This window comes from Saccharococcus thermophilus (genome assembly GCF_011761475.1).
Classification (GTDB): domain Bacteria; phylum Bacillota; class Bacilli; order Bacillales; family Anoxybacillaceae; genus Saccharococcus; species Saccharococcus thermophilus.
The window spans coordinates 1644995-1663741 of the sequence record NZ_JAASRS010000001.1 but is presented as its reverse complement, the minus strand read 5'-3'; the positions used below and the strand labels follow the sequence as shown (position 1 = coordinate 1663741).

Here is an 18747-nt window from a genome sequence, read left to right as displayed (position 1 = left end):
GAAACGATATGAGACTATATACAAGAACCGGGGATAAAGGAAAAACAAGTTTAATTGGCGGACGGGTGGATAAAGATCATTTGCGCGTCGAAGCGTATGGAACGCTCGATGAAGTCAATTCATTTGTCGGACAGGCGATGACGTTGCTACATGATGAGAAGTTTCAAGATATATATACAGAGCTGCAAAAAATTCAACATGAATTATTTGATTGCGGCGGCGATTTGGCTATTGTGAATGGGAAACTTCCATATAAAGTAACAGCGGATATGGTGACATTTTTAGAAACACGCATCGATGAATATGTGAAAGAAGCACCGCCGCTCGAAAAGTTTATTTTGCCTGGTGGTTCTCCTGCAGCAGCGGCGCTTCATGTTGCCCGCACGGTAACAAGAAGAGCGGAACGGTGCATCGTCTCATTGAGCAAAGCGGAGCCGATTAATGAAATTGTATTGCAGTATGTGAACCGCTTATCCGATTACTTTTTTGCTGTTGCCCGCGTCATTAACGCGCGTTTAGGAGTAAAAGACGTCGAATATGAACGAAGCGCCATTGTGTTTCGCGATCGGGAGGAGAAACAATGATAGAAGGTAGAAAACGATTTGCGACCGCAATTGTTTTCCTTAGTTTATCGGTCATCGGCTCGCTATTAAAGCTGCCGACATCTGTCGGCAGCATTGCGTTAGATAGCGCCCCGGCGCTTGTTGCCGCGGCTCTGCTTGGCGCCGGTCCCGGGGCGCTTGTCGCCGCATTTGGCCACATGATTTCCGCGTTTTTTGCCGGATTTCCGCTCGGGCCATTTCATCTGCTCGTCGCCGGCGAAATGGCCGCACTCGTCTTCGGATTTGCCATCTTATATCGCCGCAAATGGAAAAAGACGGCCTTTTTTGCCTTCTTTGTCGGAAATGCATTTTTATCACCGCTTCCGTTTGCGTTATGGATGGGAAAAGCGTTTGTGATGGCGATTATTCCTGCTTTAGCGATCGCTACCGCTGCGAATCTTGCCATTGCTGCTGTCGTCACTCCCGTGCTGGTGAAAAGGGTAACGAAGGAAGCGGAGAAGGTGCCTTATGCGTGATGTATTGTTTGTACCGTTTGCCAATGGGATGGAGCTTGTGGTTGCCGCCGACGGCTCGGCGGCCATTGGAGAAAAGGAGAAAGATCTCGTAAATGTTCCATATGATATCGTTGCTTATTTTGCGGCGCGCGTCGCTTTCATGGAGCTATTAAGTGTGGGAGCGGAACCGTATGCCATCGTTTTGCAAAATTTCGTCGCTGATCAAGCATGGGAACTTCTCTGCCGCGGCATTCGTCAAACGTGTGAGGAGCTGCGGATAGACATCCCGATAACGGGAAGCAGCGAGTCGAATTTTTCTACCATCCAATCTGCCGTTGGCGTTACGGCGATTGGCACCATTGAAAGAGACAAAAAACGGATCGCCATCACACCAAAAGGAGCGAAATTTGCCGTCATCGGGGAGCCGCTTGTTGGGGATGAAGTGTTGAAGCGGAAAGAGCGAATTGTCCCGCTCGCGTTATTTTCGCAATTATTAAAGCAACCGCATATTTATGAGATTGTACCAATCGGATCGAAAGGGATTTATTACGAACTGCAGCAACTGCTGCAGGCAAACGGGCTAGCTTTTTCATCATGTTCCTGCGCTCTGCCGCTTTTTGCATCCTCAGGTCCGTCTACCTCTATATTAATTAGTTACCATCCTTGTGTAGAAGGGGAAGTCAAAAAGCTTGCCAAGGATTTATTTTTTCCGCTTCAATTCGATGAATAAAAGGAAGAATATTCTGTAAATATTCTTCCTTTTTTTACTTCCTTTTTTTGCGAGGAAATTTTAAGATGGTTGTAACGAATCCATTTGTCGCGGCGACAAATGGAGTAGAATGGGAGGAGAAAGGATGGACTCCGTCTTTGAGGAGTTGTATGAGAAGTATCATCATGACATTTTTAATTTCCTATTTTATATGGTGAGAAATCGCGAACAGGCGGAAGATCTCGTTCAGGAAGTATACATAAAAGTATTGCGTTCATATAAACGGTTTAAGGGAGAAAGCAGCGAAAAAACATGGCTGTTGTCGATTGCGCGCCATGTGGCAATCGATTTTTTTCGCAAACAAAAAAGCCGGCGGCGCAAAATATCGGGAAATTTGGATTGGGACGAGGAGCAGCTTTGCGATGTACAGCCGCTACCGGAGGAAATTGCGATTCAAAAAGAGGAGATTCAGCTGCTGTATCGTTGTTTAGAACGCTGTACGATCGATCAGCAGCTTGTCATCGTGCTTCGCTTTATTCAATCGTTATCCATTACCGAAACAGCAGAAGCGTTAGGATGGACGGAAAGCAAAGTCAAAACGACGCAGCACCGGGCGTTGAAAGTGTTGAAAAAGTATATGGAAGAAGAGATGGAGAAAGGGGGGAGCAGCGTGAAAAAGTTTCGGTGGAATGATGAATGCCTTGAGCATGCGCTACAGCAGATGCCGATGATTAAAGACCATCGTTCGAAGGAAGAAATATATCAACAATTAATCGAAGCAAGAAAAACGGCACGCCGGAAATCTTGGTTTCTTCCATCGTTGATTTCCGTCGTTGCGGTGATGTTGGTGACGGCGATCTATGCGCCTAGCCTTCCATTGACACAACATTCAGAAAAAAGAACCGAGAAGTTAGATCAGCATATGATAACGTTACAGGCAAAACAGCCGGCGAAGGAGAGCCAAACGCTTTTATCTGCGGAGGAGCGCGATTCGTCTTTATCGCGCATTGTGACAAAAGAAGCATTGAATGATCAAGATATTGCCGTCGTAGGGGTCCCTGATCAACAATCGCACATTATCATCCCTATTAGCGTTCCAGTAAAAAAATATGAACCAGCGGCTGAGCAGCTCGAAATGGCCACATCAAAAATTGACGAACAAAAATGGGGGGTATCCAAGCGGCTGCTTGATGGCGTCACGATCGCGCCTTCTCGTGAAAGCAAGGTCTGGTTGGTTCGCGTGCCAAAACAACATCCCATTTTTTCCGAAGGATCCACAAGTGAGTCGATGTTTCTCGCCAGTATTGAAGAAACGATTCGCTGGATGGGCGGAAAGAAAGTCTGCTTTTTTACCGAAAAGAAGGAAGGAATGGCGCTTCATCATATAGGATATGTGAAGGCGTTGGAAATTCCGCATAAGAAGCGGGTGTATTATTTATATCGGCCTGGTCCGACGCATCCTGTATTTCTTGTTCCATCACCGCAGCATGTTCCGACGTTTTTAGAGGCATTAAAACAAATGAAAAAAGACGGCGATGGGCCGTTGCGCTCCACTGTTCCAAAAGGAGTTCACATTAAGAAGGTGAGCATGCAGCACGATAATGTCGTGATCGAGTTTACGGAAGATTCCAAGCTAAATGAATTGCCATCGATTCAATGGATGATGGAGGCGATTTTGCTTACGGCAAAAGAGTTTGGCTTTCACACCGTCACCTTTAAAGGCGGGGGCGTCAAACGAATTGGCCCATATATGTTTGAGAAAAAAATTGCGGTGCCCGTTGGCCCCAATCCGATTATGGTGTATGCATCTGCACGATAAACGTTTTTTATTACAGTTTTGTTAATGTAGCATCCGCAATGTTCTATTTGCCGCATTTTTCACATAATACATATATGGCGAAACGATAACGAAATGGAGGAATGAATGATGGAAGATGTGCTGAGACGTTTGCTTGTTGTGGCAGGAATGGCTGTTTGTATTCGATTGCTATTTATGGTTGGGCTGACGGGATGACGTGTGAAAATTCGCAAAATCGTTGTCCTCCCCCATTTTGATGCGATATAATGATAGAAACGCGCAGTGGGAGGAGAGAGAAATATGTTAACCGATTACCATAATCATCTGGAGCGGGGGACGCTGACCCTCGACTATTTACGGCAATTTACCGATGAAGCAGCAAGAAAGGGGATCCAGCATTTCGGCATATCGGAACATGCCTACCATTTTTACCAAACAAAAAATATTTTATCCAATCCATGGGTTGACGCACGCCGTTATTACGATATGGCTGACTATGTCCGGCTGTTCCATGAAGCGTGGGATGCTGGAATTGACGTAAAAATGTCGATCGAAATGGACTATACGCCGGGAAAACATGAAGAAATGGCCCAATTTATTCGGTCTTACGAGTTTGACTATGTGATCGGTTCGATTCATTGGGTCGATGATTTTGGCATTGACCTGGCAGAGTATCGCCAAGAGTGGGAACGACGCGACCTGTACGATACATACCGCAAATATTTTGATCAAGTTGTCACCTTGGCCGAGTCCAACTTATTTGATATTGTCGGCCATCTTGATTTGGTCAAAATATTCAAATATGTTCCGGAAGATGAAGAATTTTTGCTAGAGCAATATGATCGTGCGACAACTGCACTAGCAAACTCGAAAACATGCGTTGAAATCAGCACGGCTGGGCTCCGCAAGCCGGTCGGCGAGCTATATCCGGATCAACGGTTATTGCAAATGTGCTATGATAAAGGCATTCCGATTGTGCTTTCCTCGGATGCGCATGTTCCTGAACATGTAGGCGCGGATTACGACAAGGCGATTGCGCTTGCGAGAAGCGTCGGCTATACGGAGTTGATGACGTTTCATAAAGGAGAGCGAAAAGCGGTGCCGCTAGGATAAAAGCGGTGGCCGCGCAAAAAAAGGAATGGGGCGTGCCCATTCCTTTTTTGCTTTACACTTCTAATCTTTTTACGGCGTCAATATCTTCGATTTCCGTTAATTTTTGCGTCACGGCATCATCAATTGGCTTATCTAACGAAAGCAGCATGATCGCTTTGCCACCTGCTTCTTGCCGTCCGACTTGCATGGTGGCGATGTTTACTTGATGTTCGCCGAGCACGTTTCCGACTTTTCCGATCATACCCGGTCGGTCTTGATGCTGGATGTAAAGGAGATGGCCTTCCGGCGCAAAGTCAATCGCAAATCCGTCAAAGTGAACGATGCGGTCGCCGTAGTTTGGAATGTGTGAACCTTTGATCGTAAACGTTTTATTTTCGCCATGGACGGTAAGGGAGATGCAGTTGGCATAGCCATGTGTTTCATCGGAAAATTTTTCCCCGTACGTAATGCCTCGCTCTTTAGCGATCATCGTAGCATTTACTTCGTTGACGGTCGAAGCGACACGCGGACGCAAAAAACCAGCGAGCAGACTGCGCGTGATGTAGGTTGTTTCTAAATCAGCGACGGTTCCTGCATACGTAACGGACAGTTCTTGAACCGGAATGTTCATATATTGAGAGGCTATCATTCCCATTTTTTTCGCTAGATGATAGAATGCTTGAATTTTGTCGTATACGTCTTTGGACAAAGCTGGAAGATTAATAGAAGATGTAACCGGTTTTCCTTCAAAAAACTGCAATATCTCCTCAGCGACTTGGGTAGCGACATTTAACTGCGCTTCTACCGTGGAAGCGCCAAGATGAGGAGTGACAATCACATTATCAAATTTCAACAACGGATGGTCGCCTGGCGGTTCTTGCTCAAATACATCGAGGGCTACTCCTGCCACATGGCCGTTTTGCAAAAATGGAATGAGCGCCTGTTCGTCAATAATGCCGCCGCGGGCACAGTTGATGAGGTATACGCCTTTTTTTGTTTTTGCTAAATTTTTCTCGCCAAGAAGCCCTTTCGTTTCTTTTGTCAGCGGAGTATGCACGGTAATAATGTCGGAGCAAGCCAGTACTTCATCGAGCGTATGAATCGATACGCCGAGCTTTTCCGCCCGCTCCTTCGTTAAAAACGGATCATATACATGCACGGTCATGCCAAAAGCGCGTGCGCGTTTCGCCACTTCGGAGCCGATGCGGCCGAATCCGATAATGCCTAAATGTTTTCCTTGCAGTTCTGTTCCAACAAACGCGGAGCGATTCCATTCCCTTGATTTGACCGAAATATGAGCTTGCGGAATATGGCGCACGAGCGCAGCCATCATCGCAAAGGTGTGTTCGGCGGCGGAAATCGTATTTCCGTTTGGTGCATTAATGACGACAATTCCGCGTTTCGTCGCTGCTTCCACATCAATATTGTCTACTCCTACGCCGGCGCGGCCAATAATTTTTAAATTTGTCATTTTCGAAAGCAGTTCTTCTGTCACCTTTGTCGCGCTGCGGACGAGCAAGGCGTCAAACTGATGCAGCTCTGCTTCCGCTTCGCTGACCTTTTTTTGCACGATTTCCATTTGTTCGGATTTTCGTAGTGGGGTTAATCCTTCTTCGCTAATTGCGTCGGAAACTAAAATGCGAAACACGTCGATGTGCTCCTTTCTTATTCAGGAATTTTAAATTTCTGATAATTTAACATATTAAAACGCTTTCTGTCAATGTGATGAAAAGAAGTCATACCAATGTAAACGTTTTTACCATTGAATGTTCGGATTTTACTTAATAAAAACGCCCAAGCCATTATGGAGACTTGAGCGCTGTTTCCATTATTTATTTTTTTGTTCGTTGTAGCGGGCAATGCATTCTTCAATTAATTTCGCAGCGGCTTCCGGCCCTTCCCATGCGCCGATTTCCGTCCGTTTTCCTTGCAAATCTTTATAGCGTTCAAAGAAATGGGCGATTTCTTTTAATTTATGTTGCGGAAGGTCTTCAATGCTGCGAACTTCGTCAAAACGAGGATCTTCAACCGGAACGCCGATCAGCTTTGCGTCTTCTTCGCCGCTGTCGATCATGTTTAAATAACCGATGACACGCGTGTCAATGACGCAGCCAGGGAACGTTGGGTTGGTGGTGATGACTAAAATATCGAGCGGGTCGCCGTCTAAAGCGAGCGTGTTTTGCAAATATCCGTATTCTGCTGGATAAAACATCGGCGAGTACAGGACGCGGTCTAGTTTGAAAATGCCCCGTTCTTTGTCAAATTCGTACTTGTTTTGGCTTCCTGTCGGAATTTCGATAAATGCTTCAACCACTTTATTTTCGAATGCCACAACACGTTCCTCCTTTAAATTATGTATGCGTTTCTATTATAGAATAGATGGTAAAGGGTAGCAACTACAGAGATAGGCAATTCGCAAACATCATGAATGTGGATTTATCTATGATTGGTAAATATCTTCTGCATACTCGTTAATGTTACGGCATATTTATACATCTAACTGAATTTTATTGATTGATAGGAAATAAATAAATCCCTCTTGCGTTTTTTGGCAAGAGGGTGTTTGTTCATTATTCAAATTTATTTGGGTCTCCGTCAAATGGCTCATCGGCAACTTTAATCGATTCGGTTGGGCAGCCTTCAAAGGCGTCCATCATGTCGTCGATCAGAATTTCCGGAACTTCTACGATGCCTTGGTTATCGTCTAAAGTAACATAGGCGATGCCGTCTTCATCGTAGTCGTAAATGTCTGGAGCCGCCGCACCGCACGCCCCGCAGGCAATACATGTTTCTTTATCCACAATCGTATATTTTGGCATGATAAAAACCTCCCTAAGTTCTATTTGAAACGGACGAGTCATCTCCGTGTTACATACTCGGAAATGAACTTCAATTTTATAATAAGGCTGTTTTGGCAACTTTTCAACATAAAAATGTTACATCTGTATTTTTAAACATATAAACATTGTTTACTCGAAACGGAAAAACTTTATGCGCGAAACAGGGCGGGTATTTTTGTTACAATGAATGTAGACGAAAGTGTTTGCATAAAGGAGCAGCTGGCATGAGAGACGGATATGCTGCGTTTTTGCTATTGTTTTGTCTGCGCCGCTTCAACGGTGAAAGATCGTTGGCGGCGGTCTATCACTTATTTTCCGGAAAAAAATCGGCGCAAACGTTGCAGGACAGTAAATGGTTTCAGCTTGAACCGTTTTTTGGCGTATGGAAGGATATTACGCTCAGCGAGGTCGAGACAGCAGCACGGTTGTTGTTAGAAAACGGCTGGATTATCCCTGTACAAAACCGCTCTTATTTATTGACAGAAGCCGGAAAAAGATGGCTCGATGAGCAGCTGCAGCGAACATTTTTTCCTACGCATCTTAATGGATGGCGGTATCATGCTTCGGAAAAATGGTTTTGGTACCGTTTGTCTTTGCTTGTGCAAACGGTATCGAACATTCTTCATCATACCCGTTTTGAACCGATCCACCGTCATGAAAAAACGTTGATGTGGGTGAAGCGTTATTTATTCTCACAGCGAAGAACGGTGCGGAAACTGGCGGAATTGCTTTATGAAGAAATGTACCGCCTGCTTGATGCCGTTTCCGAGGAAGAGGCGACGGTGTTTACCTTGCGTTTGACGAGTTTTGAGCGAATTGGCTGGACGAACGAGCAAATTGCTTCGTACTTGCAAACAGATCCGCTATACGTTCGGTTTCAATTCCAAAACGTGCTCCATTATATGATGGCAGCAGCGGAGGCGAAACGTTCCTCCATCTTATATGAAATGATGGATGGATTATCATTGCCGGTGCCATTGACGCTGTCTGCGCAAAAAACGTATGAATGGCTATTGCATGGAAAATCGATTGCGGAAATCGCGCGGCTGCGCCGTTTAAAACAGAATACGATTGAAGATCATGTGGTGGAGATTGCGGCTAATATTCCGCAGTTTTCGATCGAACCGTTTGTACATGAAAAAAAGGCGGCAAAAATTGTGGAAACAGCCCGAAAATTACGGACTCGCAAGTTAAAGTTGATTCGCGATGCGATCGATGATGATGTCAGCTATTTTGAAATCCGCCTTGTATTGGCAAAGGAAGGGAAAATGTGGTGACATTAACGCAATTGCTTCGGGAAAAGTTCGGATATTCCTCGTTTCGCAAAGGACAGCGGGAGATTATCGAGGACATTTTGCGCGGGTATGATGTGTTGGCGATGCTGCCGACGGGCGGGGGAAAATCGCTCTGCTATCAGCTGCCGGCCTATTTGTTGACGGGTAGTGTATTAATCATTTCCCCGCTTGTTTCGCTCATGGAAGATCAAGTGCAGCAGCTTCGGCAGCGCGGTGAAAAGCAGGTTATTGCGTTCAATAGTTTTTTAGAAGCAAAGGAGAAGTGGAGGGCGCTTGAGCGGCTTCATCAATTTCGCTTTATTTATGTCTCTCCGGAGATGCTGCAGTCGGAGCGCCTGCTTGCCGCTCTAACGCATACCCCCATTTCCTTATTTGTCGTCGATGAAGCTCACTGCATTTCTCAGTGGGGGTACGATTTTCGCCCTGATTTTTTAAAGTTAGGGGAAATCCGGCGGCAACTCGGGTCGCCGCCTTGTCTTGCGTTGACAGCTACAGCGCCGCCTGAGGTGATGAATGATATTATCCATATTTTGCAGCTTTCTCCGTTGCGCCGCCATATTCATTCTGTTGACCGTCCGAATATTGCCATCAAGGTGGAAAAAGCGAATTCGCTTTCCGAGAAAGTAAGCCGGTTGCTGGATTATGTCAAGCTTCTTCAAGGTCCTGGGATCATTTATTTCTCGAGCAGGCAATGGGCGGAAACGATGGCGCATAAGCTGCGGCAAGGAGGAATTGAGCGGGTGGCGTATTATCATGGAGGCATGGATGCCGAACAGCGGATGCTCGTGCAGCAGCAGTTTTTACGCGACCAATTAGATATTGTATGCTGCACGAATGCGTTTGGCATGGGAGTCAATAAGGAAAATATCCGCTTCGTCATCCATTTTCATATGCCCGGCCAAATGGAAGCATACCTTCAGGAAATTGGCAGGGCGGGACGCGACGGGAAAAAAAGTGTTGCGATTTTATTATATACCAATGGGGACGAGGGCATGGTACAATCTCTAATGGAAGCGGAATTGCCGGACGACGCGCAGGTGAAACAATTATGCGAGCGGTTATTAAATGGCGTTGATCGTGATGATGTAGAGCAGTGGATGGACGCTTGTTCATTTACGGACGTGCAGAAACGGATTCTTATGTACTTTTTGGAAAAGGAAGGAGCCTTTTCTTCCGCACGACTGCTCAACAAACAAGAAGCCGCCAGCCTATACGAAAAAGTAACAAAGCACATTGAGTTGCGCAGGCAATGGAAACGAAAAAAACTACAAGAAATGGAAACATGGCTTTTTCGCCGTTCTTGCCGGCGGGAGGCAATTGTTCAAACTTTCGGGCAGACACTAACGGAAAAGCCAGACCGCTGCTGTGATTGTTGCGGGCTGAAATTAGACGCCTACTTGCGCACGGAAGAAAAACGTCCTATCCGCATTTTGGGCTGGAGAGACGAATTACAACGCCTGTTCTTTTAAGCGAGGAGTAGCAATGATGAAACGGCAAAGTGAACAAATTCAAATGATGAGCGACCGCGAAGTGCTTATCCATTTATACTTGACACAATTATTATTGATCGTTATATCTGTCATTATCGCTTTTTTTCTTTTTGATTTTTCGACATTGCGGCGTATCTGGCAGTTTGATGCTGCTACGGTGTTCACCTATGGCGGAGGGAGCGCTCTCCTCGTATTAGCCGTTGATTTTTTGGCGATGCGCTATCTGCCGGATCAATGGTATGATGACGGGGGAATTAATGAAAGAATTTTCCAAAGCCGCTCGATTCCGCATATCTTTTTTTTATGTTTATTGATCGCTTTTAGTGAAGAATGGCTGTTCCGCGGCGTCATCCAGACGCATTTTGGCTTGTTTATTGCCAGCACGGTATTTGCTTTGCTGCACATCCGTTATTTAGAGAAATGGTTTTTGTTTATCATGGTAGTACTATTAAGCTTTTTTCTTGGATCTATTTATGAGTGGACCAATAGCCTGTGGGTAACGATTTTTGCCCACTTTCTGATCGATTTTATTTTAGCGGTAGATATTCGTCTCGATTATGTGCGCGAAAGGAAACAAAACGGGGGTAATCAGGAGTGAGCCAGCAGCGTATCGAAGACCAAGCAGAAGCATTGCGGGAATTAGTGCAGCAAAAAAATAAGCCGGCAAAAGAGGAAGGGCTATCGCTTCCACCACGCAGCGAGGTGCATCGGCGGAAGAAGTCAAAAAAGCGGGAAAAGAAAAAGAAGTGGAAGCTGAAGTATCCGCTCATACGTTTGTTAGTACTGTTTTTCATTTTGCTGCCGATTTCGATGTTAAGCATTTATTATGCAAATCGAGATTCAAAGATTGTGACGGTTGTCACCCGCAGCGACACGGACAGCTATGAACCGATCGACATCGCTCCTGTTGAAGAAAAGGTTGAGACAAAATCAAGCGAAACAAATGGGCAAAAACAGCATCACTCTAAATTAAGTGTGCACAAAAAAGAGGATGTTGCTTCCGCAAAGGGGCAAAAAGTGATCACACATGTCGTGCAGGGAAACGAAACGCTATACAGCATTGCGATGAAATATTATCGGAGCGATCGAGGAATGGAAATCATAAAAAAATGGAATCATTTACAAAATGCTCAGCTTCATCAAGGACAAGTATTGCAAATTCCGGCAATCGATGTGAAAAAATAGAGGGATAAGCACGTGTTTTTTCGTTCTAATGAAGCGGGCTCGTACATACGTTTATAAATAGAAAGGGTGGAGGAAAAAACAAGGGGATGGAAAGATGGGAAAGTTTCTCGAGCATCTGCCGATCGATGAAGTGACAAGGCAAATGCTGCTTGGAGTGATTGAAAAAAAGCAAAAATGGGAACGGCTGAAGAAAAACGTTCTTTCCTTGCAGGTCGTCACTTTCGGAGGATTTGCGATCTTTTTCATTTATGTTTTATTTGCGCTGATTTTTCCAAGCGGCACATGGAAGGAGTTTATCGACGGGTTTTTTGGAAAAACGGTGCACTTGTATATATTGTTGTTGCTGTTTTCTGCGTATTGGGCGATTGTATACTACAAAAGAAAATGTGATAAAGCAGAGGCGGAATTTCATTCCCTTCGCTGTGAAATCATCCAAAAAAGCGCTGATTTATGGAAAGAAGAACAGCAATGGAAGGAGCGCCATAAACTGTTTGAAATCATGAAAAAGGAGTACGATATTAATTTATATTATGAAAATAGCTGAATGGCACTCCCATTCAGCTATTGCCGGGTTAGAAAAATTTTTTCTGGTCGCGCTCTTCTTTTAAAATTTCTACTGCTTCACGGAAGCGTTGGGCGTGGATGATTTCCCGCTCGCGCAAAAAGCGGAGTCCGTCGTTTAAATCCGGGTCATCGCTCATATTAATAATCCATTGGTAAGTTGCCCGCGCTTTTTCCTCCGCCGCAATGTCTTCGTATAAATCGGTAATCGGGTCTCCTTTCGCCTGAATGTATGTTGCTGTAAACGGAACGCCCGCGGCATTATGATAAAATAAAGCGCGTTCGTGATCGACATAGTGCGCGTCAAGCCCCGCCTCTTTCAATTGTTCGGGAGTGGCATCTTTCGTTAGTTTGTACACCATGGTCGCGATCATTTCCAAATGGGCAAACTCTTCCGTTCCGATATCAGTAAGCAGCCCAATGACCTTATCAGGGATCGTATAACGTTGGTTTAAATAACGAAGCGCAGCGGCAAGTTCTCCGTCTGCCCCGCCATATTGCTCAATTAAATATTTTGCCAATTTCGGGTTGCACGTGCTGACACGAACAGGATATTGCAATTTTTTTTCATAAATCCACATCGCCCTTTCCTCCCTTTATACGATGTCGCTCTGTTACACTTGCCAAGGCCATGGGCAATCATTCCAGTTCCACGGGTAGTTGGAATAACTGTTTCCATATTGCTGCAGCGGGCCGTAAGCGGATTCGAATTGTTTCTTTAATTGTTTCCGTTTTTGGGCGAGCTGATTAAATTGCTGAATGGCTTGGTAATCGGTAGGATGAGTATCCAGATATAACGTGAGATCGACAAGGGCAAAATCAACCGCTTGCAGCTGCTCTAACAGTTCATAATATTCGTTTGGTACTTGTCTCATAGCGGCTCACCTTTGGTTTTCATTTCATAGGGACCGTAATATGGATCATAAAAAATTTTCCAGAGGGTTCCTTTTCTCAATGCTTCATGCAAAGGAAATTGTGGCAAGTTAGGCGGCTGAAATCCGACATATTGGTTTGGAGCGGTGACATATGTTTTGACGCGGATTGGCGGGCAAGGGTCAAATGGGCTTACATAAGGTTCGTATTGCTTTCGGGTTGTAAACATAAGAAACCTCCTTTTGGCAGAGTTTCAGTCTATATTTATGACCATTACGTTTTATTCATGACTCCCTTTTTCGGTGAATACATGTAAGAAAAAAGGGAGGAAACAGGATGTGGTTTCATCTGTTTTGTATTGCTGTCGGATTTTTTGCGGGATATTTAATGATTCATTGGATGCCGCCATTGACTCCGTTTGATTTCACCCGTTTTACCACCGAGCTTATTTTTAATCCTTTGCGGACGTTTTTGGCGCTGACTTGCTTTTTTATTGGCTTTTTGGCAAATGCGGTGGTGATTCGCACCGTCATCGAAGGAATTGTTTTCTGCTTGCGGCGAAAGCGGGTGCGTTGGATGGAATGGTTTGTTTGCTGCGGAGGGATGGGAAGCTTTTATTGGCTATTTCAATGGGAAGTGAGGCTAACTGCTTTATTTTTTATTTTCTCTTTGATTTATGGTATGATATCGGTGAATTTGGATCGTTCTCGGTAGCATAATCGAAACTTATAGGGGGCATTATATATTGGTTTGGGTCGCCTTTTTTGTTTTTATCTGCATATTGGCTTATATGTGGTGGGAAGCGCATCGAAACCGTGTTGTTCGCATTGAATTGACCTTTCCCCAGTTTCCAAGTAGTTTTCGGGCGTTTTCCATTTTTTTTATTTCTGATCTTCATCGGCGAATATTGGCGAAAAAAATTGTGAAGGAAATAAAAGGAAAGGCGGATATTGTTTTAGTTGGCGGGGACCTTACGGAAAAAGGGGTGCCCGCCGCGCGCGTCAAGGAAAATATCCGCCGTTTAAAAATGATTGGACCGGTTTATTTTATTTGGGGAAATAATGATTACGAAGCGGAATATGATTTGCGCTCGCTTTTAGTGGAGGAGGGAGTGCATATATTGGAAAATAGTGCTGTTATGTTGCAATCCCCTGACGGAGAGAAGCTTGCTCTCATTGGAGTAGAGGATATGAGCAAACGGCGTGCAAGGCTAGACAAAGCGCTTCAGGGGGTGGATGAGGAGGCATTCCGCATCCTTGCTTCGCATAATCCAAAAATTGTCGGGCGCCTTCGTCCTGAACATCGTATTTCGCTTGTGATCAGCGGTCATACGCATGGAGGGCAAATTCGTTTCTTTTCGTTTGGACTCTATGAAAAAGGCGGTTTAAAAAGCGTGAACGGCACCGCTGTTTATGTCAGTAACGGATACGGAACGACAACCATTCCGCTTCGCCTTGGAGCGCCGGCGGAAACGAATTTGATCACCATTCGTTCAAGGAAAGAAGAAGATAAAGAAAAAATGCTTGTCTAAATGACTGCAAACGATGTAAACTCATTAATAATAACAAACGAACCATTTATGAATTGTTTCATACAATAAACATAAGAGATGGCTGTGTAGGTAAGGAGGGGTGTTGATGCGTCTTGAACGCTTAACCCACAATAAAATTAAAATTTTCCTTACGTTTGATGATTTAATGGATCGCGGTTTAACGAAAGACGATTTATGGAAAGATACGTTTAAAGTTCATCAATTATTTCGGGAGATGATTGAGGAGGCAAGCGAAGAGCTTGGCTTTGAAGTAAACGGGTCGATCGCAGTGGAAGTATACTCTTTACCGGCACAGGGGATGGTTGTTATCGTAACAAGCGAGGGCGAATACGATGAAATGGAGGAAGAATTTGCCGACGATTACATTGAAATGCAAGTAACGCTCGATGAGAGCGATGATATATTTTACGAATTTCAAACATTTGAAGATGTCATTCAGCTTGCTCATCGTCTATATGCAATCGGTTGCTTAGACGGAACCCTCTATTCTTACCAAAACCGGTTCTACTTGCATGTTGCGGAAGAACCTCCAATTCCGGTCGATAATTTTATCGCTTTACTGGCGGAGTTCGGTAGCCCTTCGACGATAACGATACATCGTGTGCAAGAATATGGTAAAAAACTAATCGAGCATCGAGCGATTGAACAACTCGTTCATTATTTTCCGGCACGTTAACGCACGACCAGACTCCTCTATGTGGACAAGGAGTCTGGTTTTTTATGGGGGTGTTAAAAGGCAAGAAAAATCAATATACAATAAGGAAAAACTAGCATATAAACATAAAAAAAATGTAAATGGTTATAAATAGTCATAAATCGTTTGCCATTTTATTTTTTTTTCTTTGCATAAATAGTAATAAGGTGTATACTATGACATGAAAGGCGACAATATCATATCATTGCGAGCTTATAGGAGGTTTACGTATGGTAGCCGATAAGCATACCAGCGAAGAAAAAGAACAAAAAGAATATGATGTATTAGCAGCAACGCAAATCGTTATACATAGAGCTCTGGAAAAGCTGGGATATCCGGAAGAAGTATACGAGTTGCTTAAAGAACCGATTCGCATGCTGACAGTAAGAATTCCGGTCCGCATGGATGACGGTACCGTCAAAATTTTTACCGGCTACCGCGCCCAGCATAACGATGCGGTTGGTCCAACTAAGGGGGGCGTTCGCTTCCATCCTAACGTAACGGAGCGCGAAGTGAAAGCGCTATCTATTTGGATGAGCCTAAAATGTGGCATTGTCGATTTGCCGTATGGCGGTGGGAAAGGCGGAATTGTCTGTGATCCGCGTACGATGTCATTCCGTGAATTGGAGCGGTTAAGCCGCGGCTATGTGCGCGCGATTAGCCAAATCGTTGGTCCGACAAAAGATATTCCTGCTCCAGATGTCTTTACGAACTCGCAAATTATGGCATGGATGATGGACGAATATAGCCGTATTGACGAATTTAACTCTCCTGGATTTATTACAGGAAAACCGCTAGTGCTAGGTGGATCGCACGGTCGTGAAACAGCGACAGCAAAAGGGGTTACGATCTGCATTCGTGAAGCGGCGAAAAAACGCGGCATTGATTTAAAAGGCGCCCGCGTCGTCATCCAAGGCTTTGGAAATGCGGGCAGCTTTTTAGCGAAATTCATGCATGATGCTGGCGCAAAAGTCATCGGTATTTCCGATGTATATGGAGCGCTTTATGACCCAAACGGTTTAGATATCGATTATTTATTGGAGCGCCGCGACAGCTTTGGAACGGTAACAAAATTGTTTAAAAATACGATTACAAATAAAGAGTTGTTGGAGCTCGACTGCGATATTTTAGTGCCAGCAGCGATTGAAAACCAAATTACGGAAGAGAATGCACCAAATATTAAAGCAAGCATTGTCGTGGAAGCGGCAAACGGCCCGACGACGCTAGAGGCGACGGAAATTTTAACAAAACGCGGCATTTTGCTTGTTCCGGACGTATTAGCGAGCGCGGGCGGCGTAACGGTCTCGTATTTCGAATGGGTGCAAAACAACCAAGGATATTATTGGACAGAAGAAGAAGTGGAAGAACGGTTAGAAAAAGTAATGGTGAAAGCGTTCAATAACGTATATGAAATGGCGCAAACACGCCGCGTTGATATGCGCTTGGCCGCTTATATGGTCGGCGTCCGCAAAATGGCGGAAGCGTGCCGTTTCCGCGGCTGGGTATAAAAAGGACAAATTAACTTATTTACAACACGCCAAAAAATCCCCTATCATATGATAGGGGATTTTTTTGATATTAAAGGAGTGAAGGGCATGGCGAAAGAAGAAAAAATTATTATTGTCGGCGGAGGGCCTTGCGGGCTTGCTGCGGCAATCGCTTTGCAAGATGTCGGTTATCGTCCGTTAGTGATAGAAAAAGGGAATATTGTCCATTCCATTTATCGATTTCCAACCCATCAAACCTTTTTTAGCACGAGCGACCGCCTCGAAATCGGCGGAGTGCCGTTTATTACCGAAAATCCAAAGCCAAAGCGCAACCAAGCGCTCGCTTATTATCGCGAAGTAGTTACGAGAAAACAAGTGCGTGTACAAACGTTTGAAAAAGTGGAACAAGTAAAAAAACAAGATGATGGAACATTTCTTGTTCAAACGACAAAAGGACAATATCGTGCCGAATATGTCATTGTTGCGACCGGATATTATGATCACCCAAACTATATGAACATACCGGGAGAAGATTTACCAAAAGTAATGCACTATTTTAAAGAAGCGCACCCGTATTACAACACCGATTGTGTCGTCATTGGCGGAAAAAACTCCAGTGTGGATGCGGCGCTAGAACTTGTCAGAGCAGGAGCTCGCGTCACGGTGTTGTACCGGGGGAGTGGATACTCGCCAAGCATTAAACCATGGATTTTGCCGGAATTTGACTCGCTAGTACGCAAAGGCATTATTAAAATGGAGTTTAACGCCCATGTAAAAGAAATTACGGAGAATGCCGTCGTTTATGAAGTAGGAGGCGAAATCAAAAAAATAAAAAATGATTTTGTCTTTGCGATGACAGGATATCATCCTGACCATGAGTTTTTGAAAAAAATGGGAGTGGAAGTCGACCCTGAAACGGGGCGGCCGCTTTACAATCCAGAAACGATGGAAACGAATGTGCGCGGCATTTTTATCGCAGGCGTTATTGCGGCAGGAAATGATGCCAATGAAATTTTTATTGAAAACGGTCGCTTTCACGGCGGACAAATTGCTGCCTGCATTGTAAAACGGGAAGAGGAAAAACGGCAATAATAGAAGGAGGCTGGAAAAAGACCGGCCTCCTTGATTATTCCATAAACATTTCTTGCAGCTTCTGTGGGTCGCTCGTTATTTCTAGCGCGACAAGCAGTTTGATGCGCGCTTTTTGTCCGTTTAGCCCATTCGAAAAAATGACTCCCATTTCTTTTAGCTGCTTTCCGCCGCCTTCATATCCGTAAATATCTTGCACAATTCCGTTAAAGCAGCGGGAAACAAGAACGACCGGGATGCCGGCATCAATGAGGGAGCGAACCCCTTTAGCGGCACGCGGCGGCAGATTTCCTTGTCCTAACGCTTCAATGACGACTCCGTCAAGTTGAAGCGTTTGAATCGCATGAAAAATCGCTTCATCCATACCGGCATACGCTTTTAATAAAATCACGTTTTTCGATATATTTTGAATTGGATATGTCGTACGTTTTGTTGGAGCGTGGTGGAAAAACACCCCCCGTTTTGTGACGATCCCAATCGGGCCGTACTGCGGACTTTGAAATGTTGCAATATTCGACGTATGTGTTTTTGTCACGTTTTTTGCCGTATGAATTTCATCATTCAGAACAACCAATACCCCTTTTCCGCGCGCTTCCTCGCTTCCTGCTACTTTTACAGACGAGATTAAGTTGTACAGCCCGTCGGCGCCGATTTCGTTGCTAGAGCGCATGGCGCCGGTAACGACAATCGGTATGTCGGTTCGAACGGTTAAATCTAAAAAATACGCCGTTTCTTCGAGGGTGTCTGTTCCATGTGTAACAACAATGCCTTCCATTTGTTCGTTGGCGATTTTTTCTTCAATGCGATTGCGCAACTGCAACATTTCCTGCGGCGTGATGTGCGGCGACGGTAAGTGAAATAATTCTTCGATGTGAATATCACCGAGGCTTGCTAATGGCGGAGCGACATCGTGAAACGGATGCGTGTCCTCCGGACGAACGGCGCCCGTTTCTTCATCTTCTCTCATCGAAATGGTGCCGCCTGTATGAATAATAAGAATTTTTTTCATTATTTTCCCTCCGTTT

21 protein-coding genes and 1 pseudogene are annotated in these 18747 nt (G+C 44.7%); 15 read left to right on the top strand and 7 right to left on the bottom strand.

The features are described from left to right. Positions 1-8: 8 nt before the first annotated feature. The 5 genes and pseudogenes from BDD39_RS08600 (at position 9) to BDD39_RS08575 (ending at position 4677) form a co-directional block, all read left to right on the top strand. Complete coding sequence (locus BDD39_RS08600) at positions 9-584, top strand: cob(I)yrinic acid a,c-diamide adenosyltransferase (protein ID WP_166909858.1); 576 nt, start codon at positions 9-11, stop codon at positions 582-584. Then, positions 581-1078: an ECF transporter S component gene (locus BDD39_RS08595; protein ID WP_166909856.1), complete on the top strand. Its 498-nt coding sequence runs from the start codon at positions 581-583 to the stop codon at positions 1076-1078. The genes BDD39_RS08600 and BDD39_RS08595 overlap by 4 nt, the downstream gene beginning before the upstream one ends. Continuing rightward, positions 1071-1787: an AIR synthase related protein gene (locus tag BDD39_RS08590; protein ID WP_166909853.1), complete on the top strand. Its 717-nt coding sequence runs from the start codon at positions 1071-1073 to the stop codon at positions 1785-1787. The genes BDD39_RS08595 and BDD39_RS08590 overlap by 8 nt, the downstream gene beginning before the upstream one ends. A 124-nt stretch (positions 1788-1911) precedes the next feature. Continuing rightward, a pseudogene (gene sigX / locus BDD39_RS16425) lies at positions 1912-2445 on the top strand (RNA polymerase sigma factor SigX); the annotation flags it as partial. Positions 2446-3864: 1419 nt separating this feature from the next. Next, the gene (locus tag BDD39_RS08575; RefSeq protein ID WP_166909849.1) at positions 3865-4677 is read left to right on the top strand and encodes a histidinol-phosphatase; all 813 of its coding nucleotides are present in this window, start codon (positions 3865-3867) and stop codon (positions 4675-4677) included. A 52-nt stretch (positions 4678-4729) separates the two neighbouring features. Here BDD39_RS08575 and serA read toward each other — a convergent pair whose 3' ends face one another. The 3 genes from serA to BDD39_RS08560 form a co-directional block, all read right to left on the bottom strand. Then, positions 4730-6304 carry a phosphoglycerate dehydrogenase gene (gene serA, locus BDD39_RS08570; RefSeq protein ID WP_166909847.1) on the bottom strand — a complete coding sequence of 525 codons (1575 nt, stop codon included), beginning with the start codon at positions 6302-6304 and terminating at the stop codon, positions 4730-4732. Positions 6305-6484: 180 nt separating this feature from the next. Then, on the bottom strand, positions 6485-6988 hold the full coding sequence (locus BDD39_RS08565; RefSeq protein ID WP_166909845.1) for an inorganic diphosphatase: 504 nt from the start codon (positions 6986-6988) through the stop codon (positions 6485-6487). A 238-nt stretch (positions 6989-7226) separates the two neighbouring features. Then, entirely contained in the window at positions 7227-7475 is a 249-nt protein-coding gene (locus tag BDD39_RS08560) for a ferredoxin (RefSeq protein WP_166909843.1), read from the bottom strand. A gap of 245 nt (positions 7476-7720) precedes the next feature. On the opposite strand from BDD39_RS08560, the gene BDD39_RS08555 reads away from it, so the two are divergent. The 5 genes from BDD39_RS08555 (at position 7721) to BDD39_RS08535 (ending at position 12010) form a co-directional block, all read left to right on the top strand. Then, on the top strand, positions 7721-8773 hold the full coding sequence (locus BDD39_RS08555) for a YpbB family protein (protein WP_166909841.1): 1053 nt from the start codon (positions 7721-7723) through the stop codon (positions 8771-8773). Beyond that, positions 8767-10260: a RecQ family ATP-dependent DNA helicase gene (locus BDD39_RS08550; protein WP_166909839.1), complete on the top strand. Its 1494-nt coding sequence runs from the start codon at positions 8767-8769 to the stop codon at positions 10258-10260. Before BDD39_RS08555 ends, BDD39_RS08550 begins: the two co-directional genes overlap by 7 nt. 16 nt (positions 10261-10276) lie before the next feature. Next, a complete protein-coding gene (locus BDD39_RS08545) occupies positions 10277-10879 on the top strand; it encodes a CPBP family intramembrane glutamic endopeptidase (RefSeq protein WP_166909837.1) in 603 nt (200 codons plus the stop codon). After that, a complete protein-coding gene (locus BDD39_RS08540) occupies positions 10876-11466 on the top strand; it encodes a LysM peptidoglycan-binding domain-containing protein (protein WP_166909835.1) in 591 nt (196 codons plus the stop codon). The genes BDD39_RS08545 and BDD39_RS08540 overlap by 4 nt, the downstream gene beginning before the upstream one ends. Before the next feature lie 94 nt (positions 11467-11560). After that, positions 11561-12010 (top strand): YpbF family protein, encoded by a 450-nt coding sequence (locus BDD39_RS08535; protein ID WP_166909833.1) that lies wholly within the window; start codon positions 11561-11563, stop codon positions 12008-12010. Positions 12011-12038: 28 nt separating this feature from the next. On the opposite strand, the gene BDD39_RS08530 is transcribed toward BDD39_RS08535, so the two are convergent. The 3 genes from BDD39_RS08530 to BDD39_RS08520 are packed head-to-tail and all read right to left on the bottom strand — an operon-like array spanning position 12039 to position 13129. Continuing rightward, complete coding sequence (locus BDD39_RS08530) at positions 12039-12608, bottom strand: manganese catalase family protein (protein ID WP_166909831.1); 570 nt, start codon at positions 12606-12608, stop codon at positions 12039-12041. 33 nt (positions 12609-12641) lie between these two features. After that, on the bottom strand, positions 12642-12902 hold the full coding sequence (locus BDD39_RS08525; RefSeq protein WP_166909829.1) for a spore coat protein CotJB: 261 nt from the start codon (positions 12900-12902) through the stop codon (positions 12642-12644). Continuing rightward, positions 12899-13129 carry a spore coat associated protein CotJA gene (locus BDD39_RS08520; RefSeq protein ID WP_166909827.1) on the bottom strand — a complete coding sequence of 77 codons (231 nt, stop codon included), beginning with the start codon at positions 13127-13129 and terminating at the stop codon, positions 12899-12901. Before BDD39_RS08520 ends, BDD39_RS08525 begins: the two co-directional genes overlap by 4 nt. 107 nt (positions 13130-13236) lie before the next feature. Between BDD39_RS08520 and BDD39_RS08515 the strand changes: the two genes are divergently transcribed. The 5 genes from BDD39_RS08515 to BDD39_RS08495 all read left to right on the top strand — a co-directional run bounded on the left by BDD39_RS08515 (position 13237) and on the right by BDD39_RS08495 (position 17725). Continuing rightward, the gene (locus tag BDD39_RS08515; RefSeq protein ID WP_166909824.1) at positions 13237-13614 is read left to right on the top strand and encodes a hypothetical protein; all 378 of its coding nucleotides are present in this window, start codon (positions 13237-13239) and stop codon (positions 13612-13614) included. A gap of 31 nt (positions 13615-13645) precedes the next feature. Continuing rightward, complete coding sequence (locus BDD39_RS08510; protein WP_208404361.1) at positions 13646-14431, top strand: metallophosphoesterase; 786 nt, start codon at positions 13646-13648, stop codon at positions 14429-14431. Between the two features lie 106 nt (positions 14432-14537). Further along, the gene (locus BDD39_RS08505) at positions 14538-15128 is read left to right on the top strand and encodes a genetic competence negative regulator (RefSeq protein ID WP_166909822.1); all 591 of its coding nucleotides are present in this window, start codon (positions 14538-14540) and stop codon (positions 15126-15128) included. A gap of 248 nt (positions 15129-15376) precedes the next feature. Then, on the top strand, positions 15377-16654 hold the full coding sequence (locus tag BDD39_RS08500) for a Glu/Leu/Phe/Val family dehydrogenase (protein WP_166909820.1): 1278 nt from the start codon (positions 15377-15379) through the stop codon (positions 16652-16654). 87 nt (positions 16655-16741) lie between these two features. Continuing rightward, entirely contained in the window at positions 16742-17725 is a 984-nt protein-coding gene (locus BDD39_RS08495) for a YpdA family putative bacillithiol disulfide reductase (RefSeq protein WP_166909818.1), read from the top strand. 34 nt (positions 17726-17759) lie between these two features. Here the strand turns inward: BDD39_RS08495 and BDD39_RS08490 are convergent, their stop codons facing one another. Then, entirely contained in the window at positions 17760-18731 is a 972-nt protein-coding gene (locus BDD39_RS08490) for an asparaginase (RefSeq protein ID WP_166909816.1), read from the bottom strand. Positions 18732-18747: the final 16 nt, after the last annotated feature.